The sequence below is a fragment of the Priestia megaterium genome (assembly GCF_046599315.1).
GTDB lineage: Bacteria > Bacillota > Bacilli > Bacillales > Bacillaceae_H > Priestia > Priestia megaterium_F.
Window position 1 is genome coordinate 37,566 of the sequence record NZ_JBKIKC010000002.1, and the last position, 26,413, is coordinate 63,978.

The 26,413-nt window shown below is 33.8% G+C and carries 23 protein-coding genes and 2 pseudogenes; 10 read left to right on the forward strand and 15 right to left on the reverse strand.

All coding sequences use genetic code 11. From position 1 onward, the window contains the following. Positions 1-48: 48 nt before the first annotated feature. A complete protein-coding gene (locus ACLHDF_RS07620; RefSeq protein WP_413918306.1) occupies positions 49-426 on the reverse strand; it encodes a RidA family protein in 378 nt (125 codons plus the stop codon). 133 nt (positions 427-559) lie between these two features. After that, positions 560-1,414: an alpha/beta fold hydrolase gene (locus ACLHDF_RS07625; RefSeq protein WP_413918307.1), complete on the reverse strand. Its 855-nt coding sequence runs from the start codon at positions 1,412-1,414 to the stop codon at positions 560-562. Positions 1,415-1,639: 225 nt separating this feature from the next. On the opposite strand from ACLHDF_RS07625, the pseudogene ACLHDF_RS07630 reads away from it, so the two are divergent. Next, positions 1,640-1,723: pseudogene (locus tag ACLHDF_RS07630) on the forward strand (LysR family transcriptional regulator); the annotation flags it as partial. Positions 1,724-2,045: 322 nt separating this feature from the next. On the opposite strand, the gene ACLHDF_RS07635 reads toward ACLHDF_RS07630, so the two are convergent. Then, the gene (locus tag ACLHDF_RS07635; protein WP_413918308.1) at positions 2,046-3,251 is read right to left on the reverse strand and encodes a YbfB/YjiJ family MFS transporter; all 1,206 of its coding nucleotides are present in this window, start codon (positions 3,249-3,251) and stop codon (positions 2,046-2,048) included. A gap of 388 nt (positions 3,252-3,639) precedes the next feature. Then, positions 3,640-4,521, reverse strand: coding sequence for a LysR family transcriptional regulator (locus tag ACLHDF_RS07640; RefSeq protein WP_413918309.1), 882 nt, complete (start codon positions 4,519-4,521; stop codon positions 3,640-3,642). Positions 4,522-4,968: 447 nt separating this feature from the next. Here ACLHDF_RS07640 and ACLHDF_RS07645 point away from each other — a divergent pair, with 447 nt between their 5' ends. Further along, complete coding sequence (locus ACLHDF_RS07645) at positions 4,969-6,054, forward strand: NAD(P)H-dependent flavin oxidoreductase (RefSeq protein WP_413918310.1); 1,086 nt, start codon at positions 4,969-4,971, stop codon at positions 6,052-6,054. Between the two features lie 131 nt (positions 6,055-6,185). Beyond that, complete coding sequence (murI, locus tag ACLHDF_RS07650) at positions 6,186-6,986, forward strand: glutamate racemase (RefSeq protein ID WP_413918311.1); 801 nt, start codon at positions 6,186-6,188, stop codon at positions 6,984-6,986. 464 nt (positions 6,987-7,450) lie between these two features. On the opposite strand, the gene ACLHDF_RS07655 is transcribed toward murI, so the two are convergent. After that, positions 7,451-8,359, reverse strand: a complete 909-nt coding sequence (locus ACLHDF_RS07655) for a LysR family transcriptional regulator (RefSeq protein WP_413918312.1) — start codon at positions 8,357-8,359, stop codon at positions 7,451-7,453. Between the two features lie 156 nt (positions 8,360-8,515). Between ACLHDF_RS07655 and ACLHDF_RS07660 the strand changes: the two genes are divergently transcribed. Next, complete coding sequence (locus tag ACLHDF_RS07660; protein WP_413918313.1) at positions 8,516-8,962, forward strand: DMT family transporter; 447 nt, start codon at positions 8,516-8,518, stop codon at positions 8,960-8,962. A gap of 657 nt (positions 8,963-9,619) precedes the next feature. On the opposite strand, the gene ACLHDF_RS07665 is transcribed toward ACLHDF_RS07660, so the two are convergent. Further along, a complete protein-coding gene (locus ACLHDF_RS07665) occupies positions 9,620-10,270 on the reverse strand; it encodes a DUF421 domain-containing protein (RefSeq protein WP_413918314.1) in 651 nt (216 codons plus the stop codon). Positions 10,271-10,790: 520 nt separating this feature from the next. Here ACLHDF_RS07665 and ACLHDF_RS07670 point away from each other — a divergent pair. After that, entirely contained in the window at positions 10,791-10,952 is a 162-nt protein-coding gene (locus tag ACLHDF_RS07670; RefSeq protein WP_413918315.1) for a GntR family transcriptional regulator, read from the forward strand. 191 nt (positions 10,953-11,143) lie between these two features. Then, positions 11,144-12,370, forward strand: coding sequence for a CynX/NimT family MFS transporter (locus ACLHDF_RS07675; RefSeq protein ID WP_413918316.1), 1,227 nt, complete (start codon positions 11,144-11,146; stop codon positions 12,368-12,370). A gap of 125 nt (positions 12,371-12,495) precedes the next feature. Here the strand turns inward: ACLHDF_RS07675 and ACLHDF_RS07680 are convergent, their stop codons facing one another. Then, complete coding sequence (locus tag ACLHDF_RS07680) at positions 12,496-12,777, reverse strand: YesK family protein (RefSeq protein ID WP_413918317.1); 282 nt, start codon at positions 12,775-12,777, stop codon at positions 12,496-12,498. Positions 12,778-12,833: 56 nt separating this feature from the next. Then, a complete protein-coding gene (gdhA, locus tag ACLHDF_RS07685) occupies positions 12,834-14,216 on the reverse strand; it encodes an NADP-specific glutamate dehydrogenase (RefSeq protein ID WP_413918318.1) in 1,383 nt (460 codons plus the stop codon). A 169-nt stretch (positions 14,217-14,385) separates the two neighbouring features. Between gdhA and ACLHDF_RS07690 the strand changes: the two genes are divergently transcribed. Beyond that, positions 14,386-15,291, forward strand: coding sequence for a LysR family transcriptional regulator (locus ACLHDF_RS07690; RefSeq protein ID WP_413918319.1), 906 nt, complete (start codon positions 14,386-14,388; stop codon positions 15,289-15,291). A 676-nt stretch (positions 15,292-15,967) separates the two neighbouring features. Here ACLHDF_RS07690 and ACLHDF_RS07695 read toward each other — a convergent pair. The 3 genes and pseudogenes from ACLHDF_RS07695 to ACLHDF_RS07705 all read right to left on the reverse strand — a co-directional run bounded on the left by ACLHDF_RS07695 (position 15,968) and on the right by ACLHDF_RS07705 (position 19,487). After that, complete coding sequence (locus ACLHDF_RS07695; RefSeq protein ID WP_413918320.1) at positions 15,968-16,243, reverse strand: GNAT family N-acetyltransferase; 276 nt, start codon at positions 16,241-16,243, stop codon at positions 15,968-15,970. A 650-nt stretch (positions 16,244-16,893) separates the two neighbouring features. After that, a pseudogene (locus tag ACLHDF_RS07700) lies at positions 16,894-17,872 on the reverse strand (aldo/keto reductase). Between the two features lie 433 nt (positions 17,873-18,305). Further along, positions 18,306-19,487: an MFS transporter gene (locus ACLHDF_RS07705; protein WP_413918321.1), complete on the reverse strand. Its 1,182-nt coding sequence runs from the start codon at positions 19,485-19,487 to the stop codon at positions 18,306-18,308. A gap of 306 nt (positions 19,488-19,793) precedes the next feature. Between ACLHDF_RS07705 and ACLHDF_RS07710 the strand changes: the two genes are divergently transcribed. Together ACLHDF_RS07710 and ACLHDF_RS07715 are read left to right on the forward strand one after the other, a co-directional pair. Beyond that, entirely contained in the window at positions 19,794-20,222 is a 429-nt protein-coding gene (locus tag ACLHDF_RS07710) for a MerR family transcriptional regulator (protein ID WP_413918322.1), read from the forward strand. Between the two features lie 452 nt (positions 20,223-20,674). Continuing rightward, complete coding sequence (locus ACLHDF_RS07715; protein WP_413918323.1) at positions 20,675-21,526, forward strand: aldo/keto reductase; 852 nt, start codon at positions 20,675-20,677, stop codon at positions 21,524-21,526. A gap of 1,011 nt (positions 21,527-22,537) precedes the next feature. On the opposite strand, the gene ACLHDF_RS07720 is transcribed toward ACLHDF_RS07715, so the two are convergent. Continuing rightward, positions 22,538-22,951, reverse strand: coding sequence for a hypothetical protein (locus ACLHDF_RS07720; RefSeq protein ID WP_413918324.1), 414 nt, complete (start codon positions 22,949-22,951; stop codon positions 22,538-22,540). Between the two features lie 243 nt (positions 22,952-23,194). Here ACLHDF_RS07720 and ACLHDF_RS07725 point away from each other — a divergent pair, with 243 nt between their 5' ends. After that, the gene (locus ACLHDF_RS07725; protein ID WP_413918325.1) at positions 23,195-23,605 is read left to right on the forward strand and encodes a YndM family protein; all 411 of its coding nucleotides are present in this window, start codon (positions 23,195-23,197) and stop codon (positions 23,603-23,605) included. Positions 23,606-24,036: 431 nt separating this feature from the next. Here the strand turns inward: ACLHDF_RS07725 and ACLHDF_RS07730 are convergent, their stop codons facing one another. The 3 genes from ACLHDF_RS07730 to ACLHDF_RS07740 all read right to left on the reverse strand — a co-directional run bounded on the left by ACLHDF_RS07730 (position 24,037) and on the right by ACLHDF_RS07740 (position 25,777). Next, positions 24,037-24,855 carry an STAS domain-containing protein gene (locus tag ACLHDF_RS07730; RefSeq protein ID WP_413918326.1) on the reverse strand — a complete coding sequence of 273 codons (819 nt, stop codon included), beginning with the start codon at positions 24,853-24,855 and terminating at the stop codon, positions 24,037-24,039. Positions 24,856-24,934: 79 nt separating this feature from the next. Further along, the gene (locus tag ACLHDF_RS07735; protein WP_413918897.1) at positions 24,935-25,510 is read right to left on the reverse strand and encodes an STAS domain-containing protein; all 576 of its coding nucleotides are present in this window, start codon (positions 25,508-25,510) and stop codon (positions 24,935-24,937) included. A 51-nt stretch (positions 25,511-25,561) separates the two neighbouring features. Then, positions 25,562-25,777, reverse strand: a complete 216-nt coding sequence (locus ACLHDF_RS07740; RefSeq protein ID WP_413918327.1) for a hypothetical protein — start codon at positions 25,775-25,777, stop codon at positions 25,562-25,564. Between the last annotated feature and the right edge of the window lie 636 nt (positions 25,778-26,413).

Consider the following 26,413-nt stretch of genomic DNA (forward strand, 5'->3'; position numbering starts at 1 on the left):
TATCCTTTTCCTTTGGCTATTTATTTACATAATATTCACCGTTGGTTATTACCTTCTAGCTATCATTTCTATTTCAATTTGTGCGCCTAGAGGGAGAGATGCTACTCCTATAGTTGTACGAGCGGGATATGGAGCAGAAAACTGTGTTGCATAAACTTCGTTCATTGCTGCAAAATCATCCATATTGGTTAAAAAAACATTTACCTTTTCCACATTTTCAGGGGTTAAACCCGATGCTTCTAATACTTTAAAAAGGTTTTTAAAACATTGTTTTGTTTGTTCTACAATATTACCCTCCGAGAGCTTTTGAGTCTGTGAATCTATAGGAGTTTGCCCGGATAAAAATATTAAATCCCCAGCTTCAACCGCATGAGAGTATGGACCGACAGCAACAGCCCCATCAGCATTAATACATTTTCTTGTCATATAAAACGCCTCCTTTAGATATTTACTTTACTGGAGAGAATATAGAGACTTACAATACATTTGTAAATCTCTATGTTCCCTATTTTTATAAATTACGATGTAGTATTTAGAGAGATTTCTAGTTTTATTCTATTTAAATATGATTACGTTTTAAAAAATCTACCATTAATTCTCCAATTTCTTTTGCATGTGTTTCTAGGGCAAAGTGGCCACTGTCTAATAAGTGAATTTCCGCATCAGGTAAATCCTTTTTGAAAGCTTCGGCTCCTTCTGGAACAAAGGAAACATCATTTTTACCCCAAACTGCTAATAAGGGTGGCTGATGATTACGGAGATATTGTTGAAATTCAGGATACATTTTTACGTTGGTTTGATAATCAAATATTAAATCTAACTGTTTTTCGTCATTATCTGGTCGTTTCATATAAGTAATGTCAAGCATATAACCATCTGGAGAAACTTTATTTTCCTGCGTACCATCGATATATTGATTTTTAATGGTTTCTGGTGCAAAAGCCGTTCGATAACTTTGTCTTTTTTCCGGCGTTGGGTTTTCCCAGTATTCTTCTCTAGTTGCCCATTTTGATCCCAAACCTTCTCTATAAATATTTCCGTTTTGACTAATAACTGCTGTTATACGCTCTGGGTTATGCTTAGCTAAACGAAAACCAATAGGAGCACCATAATCAAAAACGTATAGAGCATACCTATCAAGTTCTAATTTATTAACAAAAGCTTCAATTACTTCGGTAATATGATCAAATGTATAGTCGAATTCCTTTCGATCAGGCGAAGTTGTATTGCCAAAGCCAGGATAATCCGGCGCAATTACGTAATAGTCTTTTTCTAGAAGAGGAATAAGATCTCGGAACATGTGGCTTGCAGATGGAAAACCATGCAGCAATAAGATGGTTGGATTATCTGGATTCCCTGCCTTTCGATAAAATATATTTAGACCTTTTACTTCTAAAGCATGATATGTTACCATACAAACTCTCCTCTCTTAATTATTAAACGTTAAAGGGACTAAACCTTCTTCTAATCAACTATCATCAGTAAGGGCTTTATTTCTAGCTGAAGTTGCCCACTGTTCTATCCAATAATTTTCTTAATCAATACCTATACTTTATAATAGATTTACCTATCATGTATAATTCAATACTGAGATGCGGGGTATCTCTAAAAGTGATATCAACTTAAGTTAAGAGGCAATATGGATATTCAATTACTTCGCGTCTTTTTGACAACTGCTCAAGAAGGAAGTATTTCCAAAGCAGCTCAAAAGCTAAATTATGCCTAATCTAATGTGACAAATAAAATGCAGCAATTAGAATTAGGTGAAGTAAATCTTGTCTGTAAAATTACTACAGCTTATTCTCTAAACGAAAGGGAATCACTCCAAAATCTTTTAGAGTGATTCCCTTTTTGTTCAAAAAGCTATAATAGCAGTGATTTTATCTTATAAGACTGGTATAAATATCTTTTATTTATTCAAGCTACAGTTGTCAAAATGACTCAAACAAATATATATAAGCAAAGAAATGCTTTAAATTGTTCTTTCCCTTTCTACTACTTCCTTCTTCACTATGTCCTATTGGTGCTTATTAGACACGTAAAAGTTATTTGTCATCATTAGATATATTCGTTGCCGAACTTTCTGTAATCACAATTTTAACCGGTTTGTTATCAAATCGAATCCCTGTTAATAAAAAGAGAGCTCCAATTAACACAACGATTGCAGCCCAAATCAAGGCCAAATTGTAATTATTGTTAGCAGAAGCAAGGTGCCCAGCAAACACGGGTCCTATCATTTGACCAGCGGCGTAGATAGCTGTGAGGTAACCAATGATGCGATTGTTATTCTTTGGGTTAATTCGGCTTGCTAATGTTGTAGCAAGTGTTGTAATTCCCATAAATGTTGCTCCAAACAATATTGCACTGACAATTAACCCCATTTCAGTCATTAATAATACCGGAACTACAATGCCAAAGGATTGTAATAGCAGGGCAACAATTAAGCACTTAACAAACCCTAATTTCTTGGCAAGTGAAGACCAGATGATGCAAGATGGAATAGCAGCTAAACCGACTATCATCCAAATAAAAGTTGCATCGCCATTAAAATTTGGTATTTGTCCCGCAATAGATATAATAAAGGTACCGGTTACAATATATCCGAGACCCTCTAGCCCGTAGGCTATAATCAACCAAGGAATCCATTTTGTTGGAGGGCCATGAGCAGGTATCTCCTTCTTCTTATTCTGAGTAGAACTAGACGTCTCATCTTTTAACCAAATCCATACTAGGAAAGTTAGTATAATACTTAGAATAGAGAGCCCAATCCATGCTCCTTCCCATTTAAAATAATCATTTAAAATAGGAATAATGATCCCAGTAAGAAAAATCCCAACTCCCACTCCTCCATAGAAAAGCCCAGACCAATTTGTTTTTTCCTTTTCAGCAAGTTTGTCTAGTACAATACTTGAAGCTAAAACAAGTACAAATGCACTAGAAAAGCCGGATATAAAACGAAAAGTATACCATGCTGAATACATTTGAAATAATCCCATGCCTGCAGTCGTAATTACACTGAGAATTAGACTTAATCTTAAGACTGCTTTTCTACGTTTTTTTAAAGGAAGGATTCCTACTAAAACAGCTCCAACTAGATATCCGGCATAGTTGCTTGCAGCAAGATACCCGGCGACTTTATTTGAAAATGACATGTCACTTTGCATAAGAGGTAGAATAGGCGTATAGGAAAACCTTGCAATGCCCATTGCAATAACTAACGACAATATTCCGCTTACTAAAATTTTAATCAAGTTCTCATCTCCTTAAAAAACGATGCTATTTCATCATATCTCTGTTTTGATATATAATAAAATACGTAAAACAGATAGCTGCTATCTCCATAACAGATATCTAGGTACGTTAAAGTTTAAATACTTACTTGAATTTCCTAACAAATGCGTTAGCTTATTCGTAAGTATTTAAATCTATAAAGCTGTATACACTACTGTATTTTCCATATGTAAAAAGCCCTTTGCTCCTGTTGAGCAAAGGGCTTTTTTATTAGATAAAACTTTACAACTTCAATTAATATAGTGGAATTTATTCCTTATGCGTACGAACTTTCTGATTATAAATTCATCTTATAATTATGTGAGATCCCTTATACATATAAGGAAGATTCAAATCCACTTTACTTTTCTAGGACGTGATAGAAGAATGATCCTCTTGAAACATTTCTATAAATTTAATAAGAGGCGTAGAGAAGGTTGCATCAGCACGATAAATAAAAAGCGTATCAACTAACGAAAACTTTTCAGAAATAGGACAATAAGTAAGATCTTCCAGGTAGCTGTATCTTTGTACAATAGACAGGGGCAGTAAAGTAACTCCAAGTCCAGCTGCTACACATCCCATAAGCGCGTCCAAGGACCCAAACTCCATAACTTTAGAAGGTCTCACTCCTTCTTGGTGTAACCAATGTTCAAACTTCTCACGATAAAAACAACCTTTGTGTAAGACTAAAAGTGTTAAATTATTAACCTTTTCGGATTTTAGGGATTGGGAAAGCAACAAATTCCCTACCAACACTAACTCTTCACTGAAAACTTTTTTTGTAATAAGGTCAGGATGAGATAAAGGCCCAGAGACAAACGCACCGTCCAATTTATAATTCAATACAGCTTCAATATGCTGACTGCTGGGTCCCGTTTTTAAGTTTAAATCTACTTGCGGATAAGCAGAATGATACCTAGAAAGAAACCAAGGTAAATGAATAGCAGCCGTGGTCTCCATTGACCCAATACCTAACGGACCTTGAGGCTCCTCTTCGTTCCTCATTACTTCTTTTGTTTCGTCTAAAAGACGAAAAATCTTATCAGCATAGGTTATTAATAATTCCCCTTTTGCTGTTAGTGTAATTCCTTTATTGTGTCGATAAAACAAGACCGTTTGTAGGCTATTTTCTAACTGCTGCATCCGAGTCGTAATATTAGATTGTGCATAATTTAGCTCTTTTGCAGCCTTTGAGATACTCCCATATTCAGCAACTGCCTTAAAAATACGCAATGATTGAATATCCATGCTTCTTCACACCTAATTTCTCTTTACCATCTGTTAAAGTGATGGCAAATATCTTTATTTTGAATTATACCATATGGATAAAAACGTATATGATAAATATGGAGCATCTTTTATAAGAAGTATGAAGTGCAATTATATTTTTATGAGTCTCACATGTGTTCTTAATAAAAATGGATGTTTCTATTTTCTATCGTATTTAGGAAGGGAAAGAAATGTAGATTGGTTTATCTGAGTTATGCTCTTTTATTAGTTGTTATCTTTTTAACTTTTAGGAAATGTTACGCCTTTTTAAATAAAACAAATTGGCGGGTGGATCATCCATTTTCTTTATAGGGCCCATATCAAGATTAAAGCATGAAAATAAAAATGAATTAACTACCAGACCACATCATTTATTTAAATCTTAATACAATCCGTGTAGTCTACTTCATAACCTGGGGGAGAAAAATGAATTTAGATAATCGTGTTTGTGAAATTTTAGATATTAAGGTACCCATTATACAGGCTGGTATGGCGGGAGATAAAATTACAACAGTAGATCTCATCGTAAACGTATGTGAAGCAGGTGGTCTTGGAACATTAGGTGCTGCTTACATGCACTCAGAGGATATCCGACAAGCTGTAAGAAAGATTCGAAAATATACCAAAAGGCCCTTTGCTGTGAATCTTTTTGCTACTGAAATGGCAGATAATATGGGTGGGTTAGAAGAGGTTCAGCGGGTATTAGACAAGATGAGGAGCTTTTTATATATTAAGCGTGATAATCAAGAAGTTAAAACTAAAAATTTATTTAAAGAGCAATTTAAAGTATTAATAGAAGAACAAGTTCCTGTAGTAAGCACAGCTTTTGGCATTCTTCCACCTTACGCAATGAAAATAGCAAAAGAAAATAATATGAAAGTTATGACAATGGTTACAACCGTGAGAGAAGCATTAGCCGCACAAGAACACGGTACAGATGTGATTATAGCGCAAGGAAGTGAAGCAGGTGGTCATCGGGGGACATTTGATGTGAATGAACACCCGAATGGAGCGAATATTGGGCTTTTCTCACTTGTACCTCAAGTAGTAGATCAAGTGAGTGTTCCCGTCATCGCAACTGGTGGAATTATGGATGGAAGAGGACTAATTGCAGCCTTAGCTTTGGGTGCGAGTGGTGTACAAATGGGAACTGCCTTTTTAGCAACACAAGAATCTGGAGCACATCCTTGTTATAAAGAGGCTCTTCACGAAAGTAATGAAGAAAGTACGATTCTTACTAGACATTTTTCAGGTCGTCCCGCAAGAGGAATAGCCAATACTTTTATTAAGGAGTTCGAAACTTCTAAGATTCAACCGTTATGTTTTCCTACACAAAATACAATTACGGGAGATATTCGAAAAGCTGCAGCTAAGTTAGGTAATAAAGAGTATATGTCTTTATGGTGTGGTCAAAGTACAAGGCTATTAGAACCAGATAAAACAGCAGCAGATATAGTAACAGCTACTATGCAACAAGCAAAAAATATTCTAAAAATACTCAATTATAGTTAAATCAGCAAATGAGACTCTTTCTACAGTGATTATCGTTTGGATCTATAGAATTGGGCTTTTCCTATTCAATCATTTACTCTAAAGGTATAATAAATGATATGAAAAAATATTTGAATTGTAAGGTGAACAACATGAGAATTGGTTTTTTTGACTCTGGCATTGGAGGAATATCGGTATTAAATGAAGCAATAAAACATTTTCCAAAAGAAGATTTTTTATATTATGCTGATACACGCAACGTCCCATATGGAACCAAGAAAAAAGAAGAAGTAAATAAACATGTGCAAACTGCAGTAGAAGATATTCTTAAACAAGAGGTTAAAGCACTTGTTATCGCTTGTAATACAGCTACTAGCATCTCTATTAATGAATTGAGGTCTATTTACGATATCCCAATCGTCGGAATGGAGCCTGCTGCAAAGCCTGCTATTAAATTGAGTAGTTCAATGGATAAAAGAGTGCTTGTTTTTGCTACAGACTTAACATTAAAAGAATTGAAATATAGAAAATTAATTACTAGAATTGATAAGGATTCAATTGTTGACCCATTACCTCTTCCAGAATTAGTTGAATTCTGTGAAGATCTAAACTTTAATTGGGATGAATTAAGTACGTATTTTAGTTCAAAGCTAGAAGGATTTAATTTAAATCAATATGGTACGGTTGTATTAGGTTGCACTCATTTCCCTTATTACAAGCCTGTATTAAAAGATTTGCTCCCCTCTCATATTCAACTTATTGATGGCAGTAAAGGTACTGTAGAAAGACTGTCTAATCTCCTAGAAGAAAAAAGTTTACTAAGTACCAATGGAACTAATGATATTTCGTTTCAATGTTCTAGTAACGATAAGAACTATATGATAAAGATGGAAAATGCATTAAATATACTGCAAAATGAATTAAATAAACCAAAAAGAAAGCACCTTAAGTAAAGGTGCTTTCTTTTGAGTTCCTGTGATAGTTATTACGTTTAGTTTCACTTTTTAACATATCGATAACATAATACACTAACTCTACATTTCATTTTATCATTTATATGTTTTGTAGAAAAATTGTGAGTTTTTGTCGTCACTAAGCGTAAATAATAAAACTTCAATAATATATAAAGTAATTTAGTATTTACTTAATGAATCATGACACACAAGTGAAAGAAAAAGGTTGCTTTTTTCTAAGTAGAGTCGATTACAATATTTTTTTTAAATTTATATGTATATGAATCTACAAATCTGGCCAGACTAATAATGTATTTCCCTATTCCAATAAATTTGAAAATCCTTTGTTTTTATTAGCAAAGGATTCTTCTTTTATTAAGCGTAATTTATTATAAGTAAATTTACGTAATGGATTTTATAGAAAGACCACGACATTGGTACACATCAAAAAAACAGCTCCCCGTTTACCCTAGCTCAAACCAATTTTTAAATTCCTGAAGTGCTCGAGTTAATAAAACATCCTTTCTATGTATAAAGACAGTTACTATGCCCGAATATTCCTTAGGAATAGGGTATAGGTTCAGTTCTTCTTTTATAGGTAGACGGCTAACATAAGATTTTGATAAGAGTGATATTCCAAGACCAGATTTTACGCAGCCAACAATTCCTTCTAAGGAAGAGAACCGCATTCTCTTTTTCGGATACAAGCCTTCCGTTTCCATCCATGTTTCAAAACGTTTCTTATACTTACAACCTTGCTCTAAAGTAAGAATCGTTCTTTGACTAATATCCTTAAACGACTCTATTTTAGAGTGTACTTTATCGGTAATTAACACTAATTCTTCTTCTCGGAATGTATATTGAACCAGATCTGGATGAGTTACAGGACCTGTAACAAACGCACCATCCAATTTATATTCCAATACCTCATTGATCAAGGTCTCCGTCGTCCCACCCTTTAGGGATAAATCAACTTGTGGAACTTGGGTCATAAAGGAAGTCAGCAACTCAGACAGTCTGATAGCAGCTACATTTTCAATGCTCCCTATCGTTAAGGAACCACGCGGTATCTCATCGCTATAAATTGCATTTTTCGCTTCCTCCAGGACGGAAAATAACTTATCTGTATAAATCAGCAATGTCTTACCTGTAGACGTTAATGTAACACCTCTTGCATGACGGTAAAACAATTGTGTTCGTAATTCTGTTTCTAATCGTTTAATCCTCACCGTGACATTAGATTGAACATAATTAAGCCTTTTGGCAGCTTGGGAAATGCTCTTTTCGTCGGCGACTATTTTAAATACTTCCAAATCACTAAGTTCCAAAGTATAGCTCTCACTTTCGATATGATTTTTATTAATACCAGCCATCAAATATATTCAATTCTTTTCATATGAACCTTCCATTACAATGAAATTAATCTATATTATATAGGATTTAGATTGACAAAAAAATGGTTGGTATAGATGTTATCTTAAACAAATCATTCTTGAGAACATCTACTATCTTCATAGCAGGAGTGAAAAATGAAAATGAATAATTGGTTATTTTTATTATTAAGTATTGCCGGTGGAGCTGGCTTAGCCTTTCAAGCAGGGGTTAACAGTCAATTGGGAAAAAAGATAGGTACGATAGAGGTTGCTTTTTTAGCGTACTCTGTGGGGGCTGCGGCTTTACTTTTATTAATGATATTTTTAGGAAAAGGAGATCCATCTGCCATTTCCTCTTTTCCTAAATGGAAACTGTTTGTGGGTGTTCTTGGGGCTGCATATATTTTTGTAACAATTTTATGCATTCCTAAAATCGGAACAGCCTCTACGATTGTCGCAGCAATGGTTGGCCAAGTAATAATCGGTTTAATTATTGATCACTTTGGATTATTCGGTGCACAGGAAAACCCTATTACTCTCTCTAGATCTATGGGGTTCATCCTATTACTTTTCTCTCTGTTTTTGTTATTTTTAAAGAGATAAATTTCTTTATTTTTTAATTAATCTAACTCACATAAGACATGCCAATGCCATATTTCTCTGGCAATTACAGCATATTGATTAGCTCACTCTTAGGTAACTAGCCCGTTATGAATCAATTTACTTATTATAAGCAAACTATCCGGGATAGATTAGGTCATCACTTTACGACAACCTTTCAAGAAACAGAAAAAAGCTACTGTTGAGTCTAGTAGCTTTTTCTGTTTTTACGCTGTATATGGAAGAAACTATTCCTAATGACGAGGGTACTTCGGGAGATAAATTCAAAATTAGTCCAGGGAAACTCTCTGCAGGAAAATATCAATTTTCTTTGTATAGAGATAATAATTTGAGCGTGAAAAAAGTTTTTACATTCAAATAATAGAGAATACGATGTCCGTAAAATTATAAAAAAACAGACGCTAAATAGTGTCTGCTCTTCTATATTTAAGATCTTAAAACAAAACTTCTTCATTTTTTAATATAGCAATCAATACACTTGCACGTAGTGCGATAACGGGTATTAAAGCTTTTAAAAATCTTGTTTTCAATAGCTTCAGCAATTTATGAATTTCTAAAGAAATGGCCATATTCACACCCATTTTTGTCTTAAACTTCCACTATCATCCATTAATCACCACACTTGCATATCTGTACTTATTATTCATTTTTTATATCCACAAAAAGTTGCCCATTTAAAAAACTACAATATAAAATACGTTTCACGTCTTTGTATCCTCTTTTTTTCAATTCGTTGAAAAGCCAAGAAGAGCTTTTATTTATTAGATTTAAATGCTTTTCTTGAATTATCCCATCAATAACAAGGGGAAGTAAAAATATAGATCCCGAGTTATCTTTGCTTTCTGATTTTTTAAATACAGATAATGTACCCGAAGGCTCTAGTATTGCATAATCTACCTCACGGATATCTCCTATATTTTTATCCCGAAGTTGTAAAAGTAAGTCATCTAAATTATAACGTGATTTCTTCATCTGCTTTTCATCAATCTTTCCTTGTCTTATTACAATAATAGGTTGCCCATCTAGTACTCTGCGTAACTTTTGACTTTTTAATTGGATATAGGTAAGACCTATTTGGATAAGTGTTAATATAAGAATTGGTACAAGTTGATGTAGTAAAGACTCTCCCGTATCCTCAATTGCAACAACTCCAAGTTCACTTATCATAAGCACAACAACAAGGTCAATGACATTTAGCTGATTTATGCCTCGTTGGCCAATAAAACGAAAAATAATAATAATAACAACATATAATAATATTGTACGCCAGCTTACTTCGATGATTTCCACTTTACGCTCTCCTTTCATTAGAATCTTCTTCTCTCTTGGAACACGGATAAATGTAATGTATAGATTTATACACTCAGTTGATTCTCTAAGATTTTTATTTCCTTATGTTAGAAATTAAATGAATAACGTACAAAGTGTTTAAAGTGTTATTCATGGCACTAGATTTTTAACAGGAGCGTTATGTAAACAAATAACTGGAGAGAGTCTGCATTATATTAGCTTTGTTTTGTATATTATATGTATTAAAGAAGATGCCGTTTAGATATCCTGAATAGTTTGCTCAAAGTATTAGTATTTATACATTTAGCTGTCTAATACCGCAGCCATATTTATACTCTCATATATATGTGCTAAAATAACCAATGAACTAATCCCCCTAAAAATTAGAGGTATGTACAGTTGATATATTAAAGGCAAATCGTATGTCACTTGTAGAACAAGTTGTTTCTCAAATCGAATCCTTAAATGAATATAGAGTATATGGGGAAATGGAAGACAGATCCTTTCTGAAACGAAATTGATGCAACAATTTGAAGTGAGCCGAAATACATTGAGAGAGGCTATACCATCTCTCGTACATACTGGTCGACTACAAACAAAGCAGGGAAAAGCTTATGAAAAATCTGACATCCAGTCGCATAAAGCAATGTTAGAAGCATTACATAAATCGTATGTTAATTGATTTATATGACCATATGATAGATTCTTTACATACATCTGGTCATCATATAGTTGAAGTAAGTTCTCATACCGATTTTTATTTGAACCTACTTTGTAAACTTGTCGATGCTACCATGGCAATCTACACAGTGAATGAATATATTACTCAATTTTAAAAACTTTAGGATTAAATACGGAGGGTCTATAACTATCATGGGTATTCCACACACAACAAATCAACTAGAACAACCAAAACTAAATATAAAGCCTAAAATAGGATTACTGATTATAGGCATTATCCTAATTGGAGCTAATCTCAGAGCCCCTTTAACATCTGTGGGCCCACTGGTAGCTTCTATTCGTGACAGTTTAGGAATATCTAATACTTTAGCAGGAACAATAACTACAGTGCCTTTACTAGCTTTTGCATTCCTATCTCCTTTTGCTCCCAAGTTAGCTCGACGTTTTGGCATGGAGTTTACGCTATTCATTTCCTTAACCTTATTAACAATTGGAATTGGAATACGCTCTTTTGGTGGAGTAGAAACATTATTTGTAGGAACGGTCTTAATTGGTTTATCTATTGCTATTGGAAATGTATTGTTACCTAGTCTAATTAAACATAACTTTGCACAAAAGATAGGCATGATGACAGGAATTTATGCAGTTTCTATGAATTTATGCGGCGCTATTGGATCTGGTATAAGTATTCCTCTTTCTTCAGTATCAGGTTTAGGATGGACCGGAGCCCTTGGATGTTGGGGAATTTTATCTCTTCTTACCATTTTCATTTGGTTACCGCAATTGCGAAATCGACATAAGTCTACGAAGTCTCACCAAACAGCGCAAAAGGTTGAATCTATTAACTTATGGCGTTCTAAATTAGCATGGAATGTCACATTATTTATGGGATTTCAATCCTTTATCTTCTATACAGTTATTACATGGATGCCGGAAATTCTTGAACAAAAAGGATTGAATACTCATGACGCTGGCTGGATGTTATCGTTAATGCAGCTTGCTGTACTTCCTATTACCTTCCTCGTTCCTATTTTAGCTGGCCGTTTGCAAGATCAACGTTTATTAATAGTCATTCCAGCTGTTTTGCTTATTGGAGGATTATTCGGCATCTTGTACGGAAATACACTCCTTATCCCATTATGGATTATTATGGTTGGAATTGGAGTTGGGTTTGTGTTTAGTTTAGCTATGATGTTTTTTAGTTTACGTACGCAAAGTACTAACGAGGCAGCAGAATTATCCGGCATGGCTCAATCATTCGGTTATCTTTTATCTGCTGTAGGGCCTGTGTTATTTGGAGGTCTACACGACATTACACATAGCTGGAATATTCCTTTACTGATGTTAGTTTTAGTTTCAGTCCTTATTTTTATTGCGGGTATGGGAGCAGGAAAAAATGAATATGTAACTTCTAAATAATACAGAAATATAAAAGCCCTTTAGAACTGAAGTTTTAAAGGGCTTTTATATTTAGCATTATTTGACGGCCTCTTTTTATACCAATCGTTCGCACTATATAAACTGACTTTATATATTATACATACTTATTGGTGAATATTTTTACTGAATTTTCTTTTTACAGATTCAGCTATAGATATAATTAGTAGGGAGATAAGTGATGAAGTAAAAGCAGTAAAGCTAATTGTCCCTACTCTCATACCGGTCCATCCTCCGATAAGGAAACTTACGGCAACAACACCTACACTAATCACTCCTACAATTAGAGGTGCTATATATTTAATAGTAGGTTTTTTTCTACTGAGTGCATATGAGAGTACAACTAAACTAGCAATCATAATTATAGAAACTATGTATAAATCACCCATTACTGACAGCCTTTAAATATAAGATATCCATATTAGTATATTCTCCTAATGAAGTATTAAATAACACCTTGTTCAATCATAGCATCAGCCACTTTTATAAATCCGGCAATATTTGCACCTATGACCAGATTACCAGGAGCATTGTATTTTTGGGCAGCTTTCTTGCTATTTTGGTACATACTTTTCATAATTGCATGTAATTTGTTATCGACTTCTTCAAAAGTCCAAGAGAGCCTAGTGCTATTTTGAGCCATTTCTAATGCTGATACAGAAACACCACCAGCATTTGCTGCTTTAGCAGGGGCAAATAAAATATTGTTCTCTAAGAAAATCTCGACAGCTTCTAATGTAGATGGCATATTTGCACCTTCACCAATTGCTTTTACTCCATTGGAAACTAATAATTCTGCAGAGTTTTGATCGATTTCATTTTGAGTAGCACATGGTAAAGCAATATCACATGGTACTGTCCAAATTCCATTACAACTTTCCACGTAAACCGCTTCGGGATGATCAGTTACATAAGTACTTATACGTTTCTTTTCTACTTCCTTAATGCGTTTAACTGTCTCTAAGTTAAGACCATTTTTGTCATAGATATAACCATTCGAATCGCTGCACGCCACCACTTTAGCCCCTAGCTGCATCGCTTTTTCAATTGCATAAATGGAGACATTTCCTGACCCTGACACAACAACTGTACTGCCTTTAAAGCTAAGATTCTTATCTTTTAACATTTCTTCAACAAAGTAAACTGTTCCATATCCAGTTGCTTCTTTACGAGCTAAACTTCCACCATAACCAAGGCCTTTTCCTGTTAGAACGCCTGCTTCAAAGTTGCCACGCATTTTTTTATATTGCCCAAACAAAAAGCCAATTTCTTTACTTCCTACACCAATGTCACCTGCAGGAACATCTGTATCAGGTCCGATATATTTACTAAGTTCTAGCATAAAGCTTTGACAAAAGCGCATTATTTCCCCATCTGATTTTCCTTTAGGATCAAAATCAGCACCGCCTTTACCTCCACCAATTGGTTGACCAGTTAAAGAGTTTTTAAAAATTTGCTCAAATCCTAAAAATTTAATAATACTTGCGTTGACAGATGGATGAAATCTTAATCCACCTTTATATGGACCAATTGCGCTACTATATTGGACTCGAAATCCTCGATTAACTTTAACATTTCCCTGATCATCGACCCACGGTACACGAAAAGAGATGACTCTCTCAGGTTCAACGATTCTCTCCAGAATAGCTTGGTTAATATACTGAGGGTTTTTAACGAGAACAGGTATTAAAGAATCGAATACTTCTTTGACTGCCTGATGAAACTCACTTTCACTTGGATTTCGTTTTTTTACTGTTTCAAATACTTGATTAACATAATTCTGCACGCTTTCTGTATCCGCCGATTGCTTTTTTTCAATTGTTATCATACTTATCCGTCTCCTATTAATTTATTTATAATGAAAATTTTAAAAATTTGTCGTAATTTTTTAGAGTTGTTATTATAAAATATTTTATAATTGAAATAATGATCGAATCAATATAAAGAAACGATAACATCAATGTGTTTTATGCATTAATTAATGAGGAGGATATAAAATGGACTTTAGACAAATCCGTTATTTTATGGAGGTTGCTACACGCGAACACGTAACTGAAGCCGCCCATTCTTTACATGTAGCACAATCCTCGGTAAGTCGACAAATAGCAAATTTAGAAAATGAATTAGAAGTTGATTTGTTTATCAGAGAAGGAAGAAGAGTACATTTAACGCCAATTGGAAAAATATTTTTTGAACGAATGAAACATGCCATGAATGTGATAGACGATGCGCGACGTGAGGTTAAGGAATATTTAGATCCTGAAAAAGGAACAATACGCATTACTTTTCCGATAAGTTTAGCAGCGTATACATTACCAACTGTAATCTATGCATTTAGATTGCGCTATCCGGAAGCAAAATTTCAGTTAAAACAAGCGCTTTACCACGAATTAATTGAAGGTGTGATTAAAGGAGATTTTAATCTTGGTCTGATAGGCCCACTTCCTCTCAAAGAAAAAAAACTTCAACAAAAAGTATTATTCACGGAAAATATTGTGGCTCTTTTGCCAATTCACCACCGCCTTGCAAAAGAATCCTCCGTAAAGCTGCAAGAACTAGTAGAAGACCCGTTTGTTTTATTACCTGAGGGTTTTGTCTTTCGAGATATTGTTGTGAATGCTTGTCAGAATCTTGGCTTCACACCAAATGTTGCCTTTGAGGGGGATGATATCGATGCGTTGAAAGGGCTCGTTTCTGCTGGTTTAGGTGTAACACTTATGCCAGAAGTCACGCTAGTCGATAGCTTGCCACGCTCAACAGTGAAAATACCATTAGTTGAACCAAATGTAACAAGGAGTGTAGGCGTTATCACCCCAAAAGAACGAGAACTACTTCCAACGGAAAAGTTATTTTATGATTTTCTTCAGGGATTTTTCACTAGATTAGATGATTTTAAGAGCTGATTTATACTCAAGAAAAATCACGTGATCAGTCGTGATCAGTATAGAAAAGTAATATATTACTTTTTTAGTTACCATAATCATTCTTTCTGGAATCCAAACCAAAAAGAATCCCTTGAAAACAAAGGATTTGAGAAAGGTTATGATTATAAATTATGCAGCTTTTATACATATGCCTATTCTTATAATAAATCGCTTTCATGAAGAAAATATGTTATAATTAATTTGCTAAAACACACACATTTCATATCTAGTTTTATAAAAAGCTACCTCGGTATGGCAAGCGAGGTAGCTTTTTGTCAGGGTTCACACTTATAAACGTGTTAAAATCGATGCAAATCATTTATAGCACATTTTTGCTATAAAGGCTATATTTCCCACATTTACATACATGCATACATATATAAGATGTACTTTTTATACATTCTCGTTTCTTTCAACTATCCAAAAAATGTAGTCATATCAACGATGTATAAAAAGTTTGATATTCCGGAAAAAGAATCCTCAGCGGAGTCCTCCCGCCCCAAGGATTCTTTTGCATGCTTGCTTCTTTGAAGAGACATTATGTAAACTGGAAACGTATTATATATACAGGCTCCTTCTTCGGCTTACTATCAACTACTATCCTGAAAGCTGAAGAAGAGGCTTTTTTACCATTGTCCACTTCACAGGGATATGATTATTTTGCTAAAACGTCATGATAATTTTTATTACGTTCAATTTTACCCTTTACAAAAGAACATGTTGGGATAATCTTTTTCCCTTCTTCCCGAGCAAATTCGACTATTCTTTTAACTAGTGCTTCTCCAACTCCTTGACCTCGCAGACTGTCTGAAACAAATGTGTGATCCACTATAATTTTATCTTTTCCAGTTGGAACATAATGTATTTCAGCATCTTTTTTATCCTGCTCTCCTATATAAAAAGTGTTCGTATCTTTTTTAATATTGATCATTTTAATATTTCCTCCCTCTATTAAAACAAGGTTTTTTATATTATGGCTCTTTTTTAATCCTCATAAACTTTTTAAATGGCTAGCATTGAATCGTATTGTCCCCTTGCTTAATGGCTAAGCTACCTTTGAGATATATTATCCTATTTGATGTGACTTCTACATTTGCCTTATCTTTAGGTACTTCTTGTTCCCCATTATCTTTTCTTATATATTTCAATGTACCACTTAAGTATTGGAATATATGGTGCTTTTGAATAAAGTAGAACTGTTTTAAAAAAAGTGGCTTCTATCATCACTTTTATGGAACCCAAAAAAAGAACCTTTATAGTTAGGGTTCTAATTCGTTGAATTTCCCAATTAGGCTATTTTTATAGGGACGAGCATATGTATAAAAGGTATACTTTTTATACACCCTCCTCCTACTTGGGTGTCGAGTAAATGTAGTCATATCAAGGATATATAAAAACCTCATAATTCATAATAGGGACCCTTTTGAAATCCTTCGTGCGTGACAAGGGATTTTTTTCTGGTTGGTTCCTTTAAAGGTTTTATGTTAACTAATGCCCCAACAAAAATTATTAAAATTAAACCTTTAATTTAATGAATAATAAAAATAACGCATCGAATCCATTGACCCGATGCGTTATTGATTAGTTATGACCCACTACTTGGTGAGGAATATAAGATTCTTCTGAAAATGCAACTTCTTCAGGCGTTAACTTAACAGATAGAGCATCTACAGCATTTTTTAAATGGGATATTTTTGTTGCACCAATGATAGGAGCTGTTACTTGTTCTTTTTGCAACAACCATGCAAGTGCAACATGAACACGTGGAACACTATGTTTTTCTGCGATTGATGCCACTTGCTTCACTACTAACTGATCTGCTTCTATGGTTCCATCATATTTAGACTTTTGAATTTCATCTATTTTAGAACGATAGGTTGCTTCTGCCCAATCACGTGTCAATCTTCCGGATGCAAGTGGGCTATATGGAGTTACTCCAATTTTTTCTTCTTTGCAAAGGGGTAACATCTCTCGTTCTTCTTCACGGTATAGAAGGTTTAAGTGGTTCTGCATGGATACAAATTTAGTCCACTTGTTTTTCTCAGCTACATGCAATGCTTTTTGAAACTGCCATGCGTACATGGCAGAAGCACCAATGTAACTTGCTTTTCCAGCCTTTACAACGTCATGTAATGCTTCCATTGTCTCTTCAATGGGAGTATTGTAATCCCAACGGTATAATATAAAGGTCTATATAATCCGTTCCAAGACGTTTCAGACTCTTATCGACTTCACTCATAATGGCTTTTCGAGAAAGACCAAAGCCATTAGGTCCTTTATGCATGGGTTGGTGTACCTTAGTTGTAATGACAATTTCATCACGATTGGTATAATCCTTTAGAGCACGTCCCAGAATTTCTTCATTTACTCCATGTGAGTATACATTTGCTGTATCAAAGAAGTTAATATCAAGACCAAGAGCTTATTTAATAATAGGACGACTCTTTTCTTCGTCAAGCACCCATGGATGTACCCAATTTTCAGCATCCCCAAAACCCATACACCCAAGACAAAGACGAGATACATCTAATCCAGTATTTCCAAGCTTCATATATTCCATTGATAATTCCTTCCTTTCCCATAGTCATAATTTTATTGAATCTTATTCAACGAATAACCCTTCCTATCTCATGTGATAACTGTTTTTCAATCCTCTTAGCTTATTTACTAAACAAATTTTTAAATTAATACGGTTCTTTTTTATAAGCTCCTCCTATCCTTTACAGTTATAAATCAAGTCATTCCTATTTGTCCCATTTATGTGTTTTGCTACTTATATTGACAAATTGAGTAACTTGATCGAATATAAGTCTATCACCTTCGAGTAACACGTAGTTAATACTTTCAATGGATATTAATGTAAAGATAGAATAAATTCTCATATAAAAAGACAGACTAGTTTTATTTAGCCTGTCTTTTCTAATATTAATTATATTTAAATCAAGCTGTCGCTTAGAGATATTAAATAATTTTTAACCTTCCTAAACTGTAGTTCATTTCATCCCTTCTGTTGAAAGGTATTTTTTGAAATCAAACATATATTTTCTTATTAAAATAGATACTAAACTCAATATCAGGAATAGCAGCCCTCCCAATACAATGTATTGTGCTCCCATTCCCGATACAAATAAACCACCTACTGCTGTACCAATGGTTACCCCTAAATTACTAAATGATAAAAATAATCCATTTGCAAAATCAGGAGCCTCGGGGGCTGCAGAGGTAATCCAATATTGACTAACGTTATTTCCTATAGCAAATAAGAATCCCCATAACAAAATCGTAAGCATCATAGGTCCGGTAGATGTCCCCGTAAATAATGACAGTAGATGAACCATCCCTAATACAATGGGAAAAGTTATGGCGGTTTTCATAGCATTTCTCGTAAGTAATCTACCACCTACAAGATTTCCAATTAGACTAGCTAATCCTAATATAAATAATGCCAAAGTTAAGATATTCCCTGATATATTCGTAACAGTTTCAAGGTATTCTGTTATGAAAGTATTCACGCTCGAAGTTGCGGAACCTATAAAGATGACCGTTAGAATAGCTAACCAAATTAGAGGTCTTTTTAATATGCTCACTTGAGACCCATAAGAAAGTCGTTCTTTAACGGGCATGGATGGAATAAACACCAATGTAGCTATGAATGCCACTGCGTTTACGGTAGCAAAGAATAACATGGCGATTTCTAGGGAAGTTGTACTAGCAATATAATTCGTAATGGGTACCCCCAGTATCATACCTGCAGTCACTCCCAGAATTACTTTCGAAACAGCCTTTGGAGCTTCTTCTCTGCTAAATGAGGTAGCAGCCACTGTCAAAGCTAATGAACAATAAATGGGATGGAAAAATGCTGGAACTACACGAGCAATTAGTAATATGGTAAAGTTTGATGCAAACATAGATATAATGTTACTTACGATAAAAATGGCAAGGACAAGCAACATGACTTTCTTGCGATTTATACCTGAAAATAATAGTGGCAGTATAGGACCAGAAATTGCAACTGCAAGTGCAAAGAGGCTTACTAAAAGCCCTGCTTGAGATACACTAATATGATAGTGGTCAGCGATTAAAGGTAATATCCCAACAACGCCCATTTCAGTCGTTAAAATGCCGAAAACTCCGATTGTTAATATAAAGATAAGAAAATTATTTCGTTTAGACATAAAAATCTATCCCCAACTTTCATTAATTAATAATATATTGGTATATACTTTGTGATTTACCTTGAACTATTCTAGACTCCTTCTTTTTACGAATGAATAACTTACGTTTTTTACTCCATATATCATCCTCCCTTTTTGTAGGGTTTCACTAAAGTGGCCACCCAATGGGCCGAAATTGCTATATTTCTCATATTAAAATGACAACTTCAATGCCTTTGTGCTAAGATAAGCCTACTACCTTCGTGTAGCGCGAAGTCAAGAATTTTTTGAGAAACTTTCACATGATTTTTTAAGGAGGACTTACTAATGTACACGGTAAAAGAAGTGGCTAAACTCCTTGACCTGACTGAGCATACGGTTCGCTACTATACAGATAAAGGATTAGTTCCAAGTTTGCAGCGTGATAAAAATAATAATCGACTTTTTGATCAACAATCCATTAATTGGCTTAGAGGTGCAAAATATTTGAAACAAAGTGGTATGTCAGTCGAGGCCATCAAAACTTATGTAGATTTATGTCTGGAAGGCGAATCTACTATTCCCCAACGTTATGAGATACTGTTAGAACAAAGAGACAAGGCTTTTGCTCAGTTAGAAGAAGCGAAACAAAGAGCAGAATTTATGGTAAACAAAGTGGGTCACTACCGTGATATTATGAATAATGTAGTCCCAGATAACATGAATCCTGGGACCTGGTCAAAAAATGAAATACAGGGTAAAGCGCCCCAAAGTTAATGAGTACTGTGATTAGAAGTACCGTTTTTTAGGCCAGTTTAGAAAAATCTAAATAAAAGAGAAGGAGAGAAATTTATACTGTCCCTTCTACTTTTTCTCCCAATAGTAATAGCTAAAGGATTCTACGTGGCTTAATAATACTTTGATTTACTAACTCGTATTCCTGTTTAATCCCTTTTAGATTTCGCTATAAAGAAAAAAGCACAAACTATTTGTTACTGAACGGATTTGTGCTTTTTTCTTTATGTATACTTTTACAAATATTTGATGAAATTGAGTAGACTAGTCATTTCTTTTACTTTAAATGTGGTGAAGCCTGCTTAAGAAATAATTAAAACCTATTGACTTCGTGTTACTCGAAGGTGGTAGTCTATCTATAGCACAAGAGTGCTGAATGTATAAACCTCAACTTAAGAGGATGAAATAGAATGAACCATAGGGAGGAATTGGATATGCAAAAAGTAATCTTAAACAACGGTGTAGAGATGCCAATATTAGGATTTGGGGTTTATCAAATTGAAGATGCAAAGCAATGTGAACAGGCTGTCTATGATGCCCTTATCGCTGGTTATCGCCTAATTGATACAGCTGCGGCTTACATGAATGAAGAAGCAGTCGGAGAAGCAATTAAACGAAGTGGGATCTCAAGAGAAGAAATATTTATTACAACAAAACTTTGGATTCAGGATGCGGGTTATGAGAAGGCAAAAAAAGCATTTGCAAAGTCGTTGGAACGACTACAAGTAGATTATATCGATTTATATTTAATTCATCAGCCATTTGGTGATGTATATGGCTCTTGGCGTGCTATGGAGGAATTGTATCGTGAAGGTAAGATTAGAGCAATTGGAGTCAGCAATTTCTATTCAGACCGTTTGGTAGATTTAATTAGTCATAATAAAGTAGTACCAGCAGTAAACCAAGTTGAAACACATCCTTTCTGCCAACAAATAGAAAGTCATAATCTCATGAAAGAGAACAATATTCAGATAATGTCTTGGGGTCCGTTTGCTGAAGGAAAAAACAATATGTTTCAAAATGAAGTATTAGTATCAATAGCCAAAAATTATAATAAGTCCGTTGCCCAGGTGATTCTACGTTGGTTGACACAGAGGGAAATCGTTGCAATTCCAAAGTCAATTCATAAAGAAAGAATCACCGAAAACTTCAACATCTTTGACTTTGAACTAAGACAAGAAGATATGGAAACAATTACTACGTTAGATACGAAAGAGAGTGTGTTCTTTTCACATAGGGCGCCTGACTTCGTAAAATGGCTTGGTAATGTTAAATTTAACATTTAATGGTAGTTGGCACTAAAAAAACTGATTTCCATTACTGATATACCGACCTTAGCAAACCTTGTTACCACAACACCAATTATCAGGAGTGCATACGCACATCAAAAAACAACCTCCCTTTAACCACATTAAAAGGAGGTTGCTTTTTCTTTTTCACATATATAAACGATGTGTAAATATTAAAGTATCTATAACATATCTGTGATTACAATATCTACACAAGTTGTAGACAAATAGCCAATTTTACTACTTTTAATATATCAATCTATCTTCTATTTACCTTTTGAAATATTGTTTTATTTATAATAATCGAATGGAAAATTCAAAAATAGTTAATGTTAATATATCTTTGATAATATAATATTCATTAAAAAGACGTAATAGACATTCTTCACAATGAAGAGTAAATAGTTAAACTCTTTTATAAAAATCAAAGTTTTATCTTTCACTCTAACTGACGACAAATACACAGTTTTTTTCTACAAAGTAAGTAAATATTGAATTATTTTTGAATAAAATACGTTAATAATTACGTTTATTAAAAAATATAAATTATCTATATATTCAGCGACACTATAGTTTTTTAATTTATATTTCATATTATAATAATCTACATTTTAAATATGTTACTAAAGAAGGGGCTTTTTGTCACTATTAAGCACAACTTTAACAAACAGACGACCAGAAGGTCGTCTGCTCTTCAAAAATGGCATGTTTGTTAAAACTAAAAGGTCAACCCTAATTGTATTCCGTTATATAAACCTGGAGTTGACAGGAAAACGCATTTAAATCAAAAATATCGGTAAATAGATATAATTCTAAGAATTACATGTAATTTGTTTTCAAGTATAAAGTTCTTTAAATGTGGAAAATGTCTTTAAGTAATTACTAAGTATTATATTCCCTTTTTATAGCTTAAAGGTTCTATAGAAAAAATTTAAAACTACATATAATTTATTGTAGTGTGGCACTATTTAGAAGGTTGGGGTATACCATTCTTTCAATTTAAATATATTATCCTAAACCTAACCCTTTTTCATTTAATTTATGAGAATTCACAGCAATTAAAAACTTTCCATCATCTAATTCTTTTTTATAAGAGGTTAGCTCCTCTGTTGGAATGCCTAAATTCGTTACACGATTTTCGTCATTCGAATAATTTTGTACCACAAAGAATTTCTTTAATTTATCTAAAAAAGAATCTGGTTGAGCCCCTCCAGTCATATCTTCATGAGTGACTTCATCATGGTCAACAGCAGATAGCTGATCAACATTTACATTCGTTCTATAGGCTAGATTACCTGCTGCGACCTTCTGATTAGTTAGTACTGTAATTTCACTATCCTCATACCCTATCATTCTTAATTTCTCAATCCTAGTTAATGTTTCCTCTGGCGACTTATATGCACCTATAATACTTTTGCTCATAGAGCTTTCCTCCTCCATTACAACCTTTTATCCTTACTTTTCATTTACCCAATATTCTCCCCTTATTAACACAAGACCCAAGGTTAAAAGAATGAAAAAGACAGTTTTCCCTTTTTTAAGAGATTACATTAAATACATATTAGCTTTTTTAGAACAAAACATTTATCTAACTAAAAAAGATTACTCCCCCTTGATTTGGGTATATATTACTTAAGGGATAATAAAAGGGAGGTGACTGAAAAGATGAAACATCTAAAGGCTCTTATTATAAAGTTTGTAATGAGCGCTTTGGTCTTAGGTATAGTGCTTACAGTCATTTATAACTATGATTTTAGTGACAGCATACTAATCAGTTTAGTCCTCACAGTTGTTGCTTATGCTCTCGGCGATTTGCTAGTATATCGAAATGCTGCTGATGACTCAGACTCCAAAAAACGAAACATTGTCGCTACAATTTCTGATCTCATTTTGTCTTTTTTAGTAATCTGGATAATGGGGACCTCTCTTTTTGGAAATACCAGCACTATTATTCAGGGTTCTGTAGTATCGGCAATTGTTATAACCCTCGGTGAGTGGTTCTTCCATAATTATCTAGATAAACACGTTTTTAATACTAATAATTATGGACATACCGATACGACATATAATAAATAATTTATTAGTATAAAAAGTAGCCGTTTATTTATACGGCTGCTTTTTATACTATAAGCTACATTATGTTAACTAATTATGTATGAAGTATATATACGTTATTATAAGGGTTTTGATATATAATTACTCTATCTTTCTCCTTGGCTAAAATACTCCTCAAACGTAGCATTTTAGACTACAATTGCTGTACGTATAAGTCTTAACTGCGGTAAAGCAAATGCATGAAAAAACCATCTTAATCGATGGTCTCTTTCGTAAATTTATTATTATGGGTTTTCGACTTAGCTTGGGTTGCTAAAAACAGATCGGCTAGTTTTCTATATACCCGAGCTTAGTCGAGTATATACAAGTTTTCGAAAAAAAGAGACGCCTTTGAAGACCTCTCTTTTTTGGGTTGAATATGTAGTTTCTAAAAAGCTGGGAAACTTAATTTCCTAGCTTTTTTGAGTTTCTATCGCCTGTTTAACCGTTGCGTAGGTTTTAATAGATGAGAAATTGATTCCATTTCTAACAACAGTTTGAGCAAGTTCAGGTCGTATACCAGTCATCACTACCTCAATACCTTGTAACCGAAGAACACTGTAGATATCAAAGAGGTGACGTTCAGCTATAGTGTCTATATTTAAGATACCTGAGAAATCAACAATTAGATACTCTATCTTCATTTTAAGAATTTTTAAGATAACATTTTCCAAGATATATTCAGCTCTTTCTGAGTCAATAGAGCCAATTAGTGGGAGAACGGCGATTTTATCTTGAATGGGTACTACAGGAACAGATAGTTTCAACACCTCTTGTTGTGCCTTTTTAACCATTTCATCTTTTACTTGTTCAAACACTATAACCGTTTCGTTGATACTTATATCGAGTAGATAGTTAAATCGTTTATTAATAAATACAACTTCTTCTGAAGAAAGTCCATGCTCTATACTTATTTTAGTAAGGCAATCGATAAAGACTAGGCGAGTAGGAGGATAGCGTGTAATAATAATAGAAATTCTCTCTCCTTGAGATGCTGTACGCTTACCATTGGTCTTACTCCATTCAACAAGCCCTTCAGGTATGTTGTTTTCACTGCTAAGGAGACTTTTTCCTAAAAACCTAATAAATTCAGTATAGACGATAATTGCTTGTTCAAGTTCCTCCTTTAGAGCTTCAAAATTGGGACTCTGAGAAATTTCTTGGACAATTTCATTTGCTAACATTTCTGCGTTATTATCTAAGTACTTAGCAACGCCTATAATCCCTTTCAATAATTATCACTCCCTCATCTTCTTATTCATGAATGCATTTAGGTAGTCATTTTATCTCTTGCTTTCCCTATTTATTGTTTTAAACACAAATAAGTAGATCTTCTATCGCCTTTTGTAAACTGGACTTTATAGTCAAATTACTAAAATCAATACCAATACTTACAATGGTCTGTGCAACTTCCGGACGAATTCCTGTTAGGACTGTTTCTACACCGAGCAGCTTTAACGAGTCTATCACTTTAAAAATTCGATCTGCTACCATGGTATCAATGATAGAAACACCCGACAAATCTACTATTAAACGTTGAAGCTGTAGTCTGTTTGCTGATTTCAACGTTTTCTCCATTAGATAATTAGCTCTTTCCGTATCTATATTTCCAATGAGAGGCAAAACGGCCATCCCTTTAGCTAAAGGTACCACAGGAACCGATAATTCAAGAAATGCACTTTGTGCACGCTCAAGGGTTAATTGATAGAAATGCACATAACTTAAACTAAAGGAATAAGCAGCATGATCTAGAAGAGAATCAATAATTCCACCGATTTCAAATACCGTATCTAGTGATAGATTGTTTTTCTTTATTACTTCCTTCAATATCTTCCATAAGAAAGTTCGATAATATCTTGTATCTTTTAACGCTTCATCCAATGGCACCTTCAAATTGCAAAACATTTCTCCTGTTTCTTTGCCCCATTTTGTGAATTTTTAGAGTGCTGTTTCTTCATCTAGATGATTCCTAAGAACTTCACCAAATAGACTTATAAAATGAGCACGAATATTAATAAGTTCGGTTTCAAAAGGAGCCAATTGTTTCTTTTTTTCTTCTGTAATACCAATCATTCTACTTTCATGTACCTCATTCGCGATTTCAAATCTATAATCTAGAATTTTATCCCCTAAAAACTTTATTTCATCTTCCATGTTTTCCTCCAAAAAGCCTGTTGAGGCTATTATTTAGTTTTTATATTAATTATACCACCACAGGTCAAAATACTTATTTTTTTGTTAATTTCTTAGTGTGAATTTCTCTACTCTCATCTTCATGACTTATTAAACAATTTGTTACAAATAGTAAAAAATTAAAGGCAAATTAGCCTGCGATGTTATGATTAATCCAATGAATAGAAAGGTTATATATCCTATACAGCATAAAAACAAAATAAACTCCACAGGCGGATGGGAGTTTTTTCTGTTCAAATTACTGGAACTCAAATAAGAAAAGTAGTCGATGCCCCACAGCGTCTTGTGTAGTTTACTCAATATATTAAAGGAGATTCATTATTAGATTGTGTAAAATAATTACAGTTAAGAACAACTTATTGCTCTATAAATTTTTATAATTTTTTACTATAATCACTGTGAGTTGAACTATGAAAACAATTAATTCTATACTTAGTTCCAAAAAATTTGATAAAGGCCATGTCTTTTATCGTTTTGAAAATAAACAATTTTACATGAACAGTTTAATGACTTTTATTAAGAGTGGATTGGAAAGTAAGCAATATATACTGATAATTGAGAGTATGAGGACACTTCCTCAAATTAAAGCTAAAATTG

Coding starts and splice junctions, on each gene's coding strand:
- ACLHDF_RS07725 (WP_413918325.1), top strand. CDS start 23,195: ATGAAACATCTAAAGGCTCTTATTATAAAGTTTGTAATGAGCGCTTTG.
- ACLHDF_RS07680 (WP_413918317.1), bottom strand. CDS start 12,777: ATGGGTGATTTATACATAGTTTCTATAATTATGATTGCTAGTTTAGTT.
- ACLHDF_RS07715 (WP_413918323.1), top strand. CDS start 20,675: ATGCAAAAAGTAATCTTAAACAACGGTGTAGAGATGCCAATATTAGGA.
- ACLHDF_RS07740 (WP_413918327.1), bottom strand. CDS start 25,777: ATGGAAGATGAAATAAAGTTTTTAGGGGATAAAATTCTAGATTATAGA.
- ACLHDF_RS07625 (WP_413918307.1), bottom strand. CDS start 1,414: ATGGTAACATATCATGCTTTAGAAGTAAAAGGTCTAAATATATTTTAT.
- gdhA (WP_413918318.1), bottom strand. CDS start 14,216: ATGATAACAATTGAAAAAAAGCAATCGGCGGATACAGAAAGCGTGCAG.
- ACLHDF_RS07675 (WP_413918316.1), top strand. CDS start 11,144: ATGGGTATTCCACACACAACAAATCAACTAGAACAACCAAAACTAAAT.
- ACLHDF_RS07710 (WP_413918322.1), top strand. CDS start 19,794: ATGTACACGGTAAAAGAAGTGGCTAAACTCCTTGACCTGACTGAGCAT.
- ACLHDF_RS07655 (WP_413918312.1), bottom strand. CDS start 8,359: ATGGCTGGTATTAATAAAAATCATATCGAAAGTGAGAGCTATACTTTG.
- ACLHDF_RS07720 (WP_413918324.1), bottom strand. CDS start 22,951: ATGAGCAAAAGTATTATAGGTGCATATAAGTCGCCAGAGGAAACATTA.
- ACLHDF_RS07620 (WP_413918306.1), bottom strand. CDS start 426: ATGACAAGAAAATGTATTAATGCTGATGGGGCTGTTGCTGTCGGTCCA.
- ACLHDF_RS07670 (WP_413918315.1), top strand. CDS start 10,791: ATGCAACAATTTGAAGTGAGCCGAAATACATTGAGAGAGGCTATACCA.
- ACLHDF_RS07660 (WP_413918313.1), top strand. CDS start 8,516: ATGAAAATGAATAATTGGTTATTTTTATTATTAAGTATTGCCGGTGGA.
- ACLHDF_RS07705 (WP_413918321.1), bottom strand. CDS start 19,487: ATGTCTAAACGAAATAATTTTCTTATCTTTATATTAACAATCGGAGTT.
- ACLHDF_RS07640 (WP_413918309.1), bottom strand. CDS start 4,521: ATGGATATTCAATCATTGCGTATTTTTAAGGCAGTTGCTGAATATGGG.
- murI (WP_413918311.1), top strand. CDS start 6,186: ATGAGAATTGGTTTTTTTGACTCTGGCATTGGAGGAATATCGGTATTA.
- ACLHDF_RS07690 (WP_413918319.1), top strand. CDS start 14,386: ATGGACTTTAGACAAATCCGTTATTTTATGGAGGTTGCTACACGCGAA.
- ACLHDF_RS07645 (WP_413918310.1), top strand. CDS start 4,969: ATGAATTTAGATAATCGTGTTTGTGAAATTTTAGATATTAAGGTACCC.
- ACLHDF_RS07695 (WP_413918320.1), bottom strand. CDS start 16,243: ATGATCAATATTAAAAAAGATACGAACACTTTTTATATAGGAGAGCAG.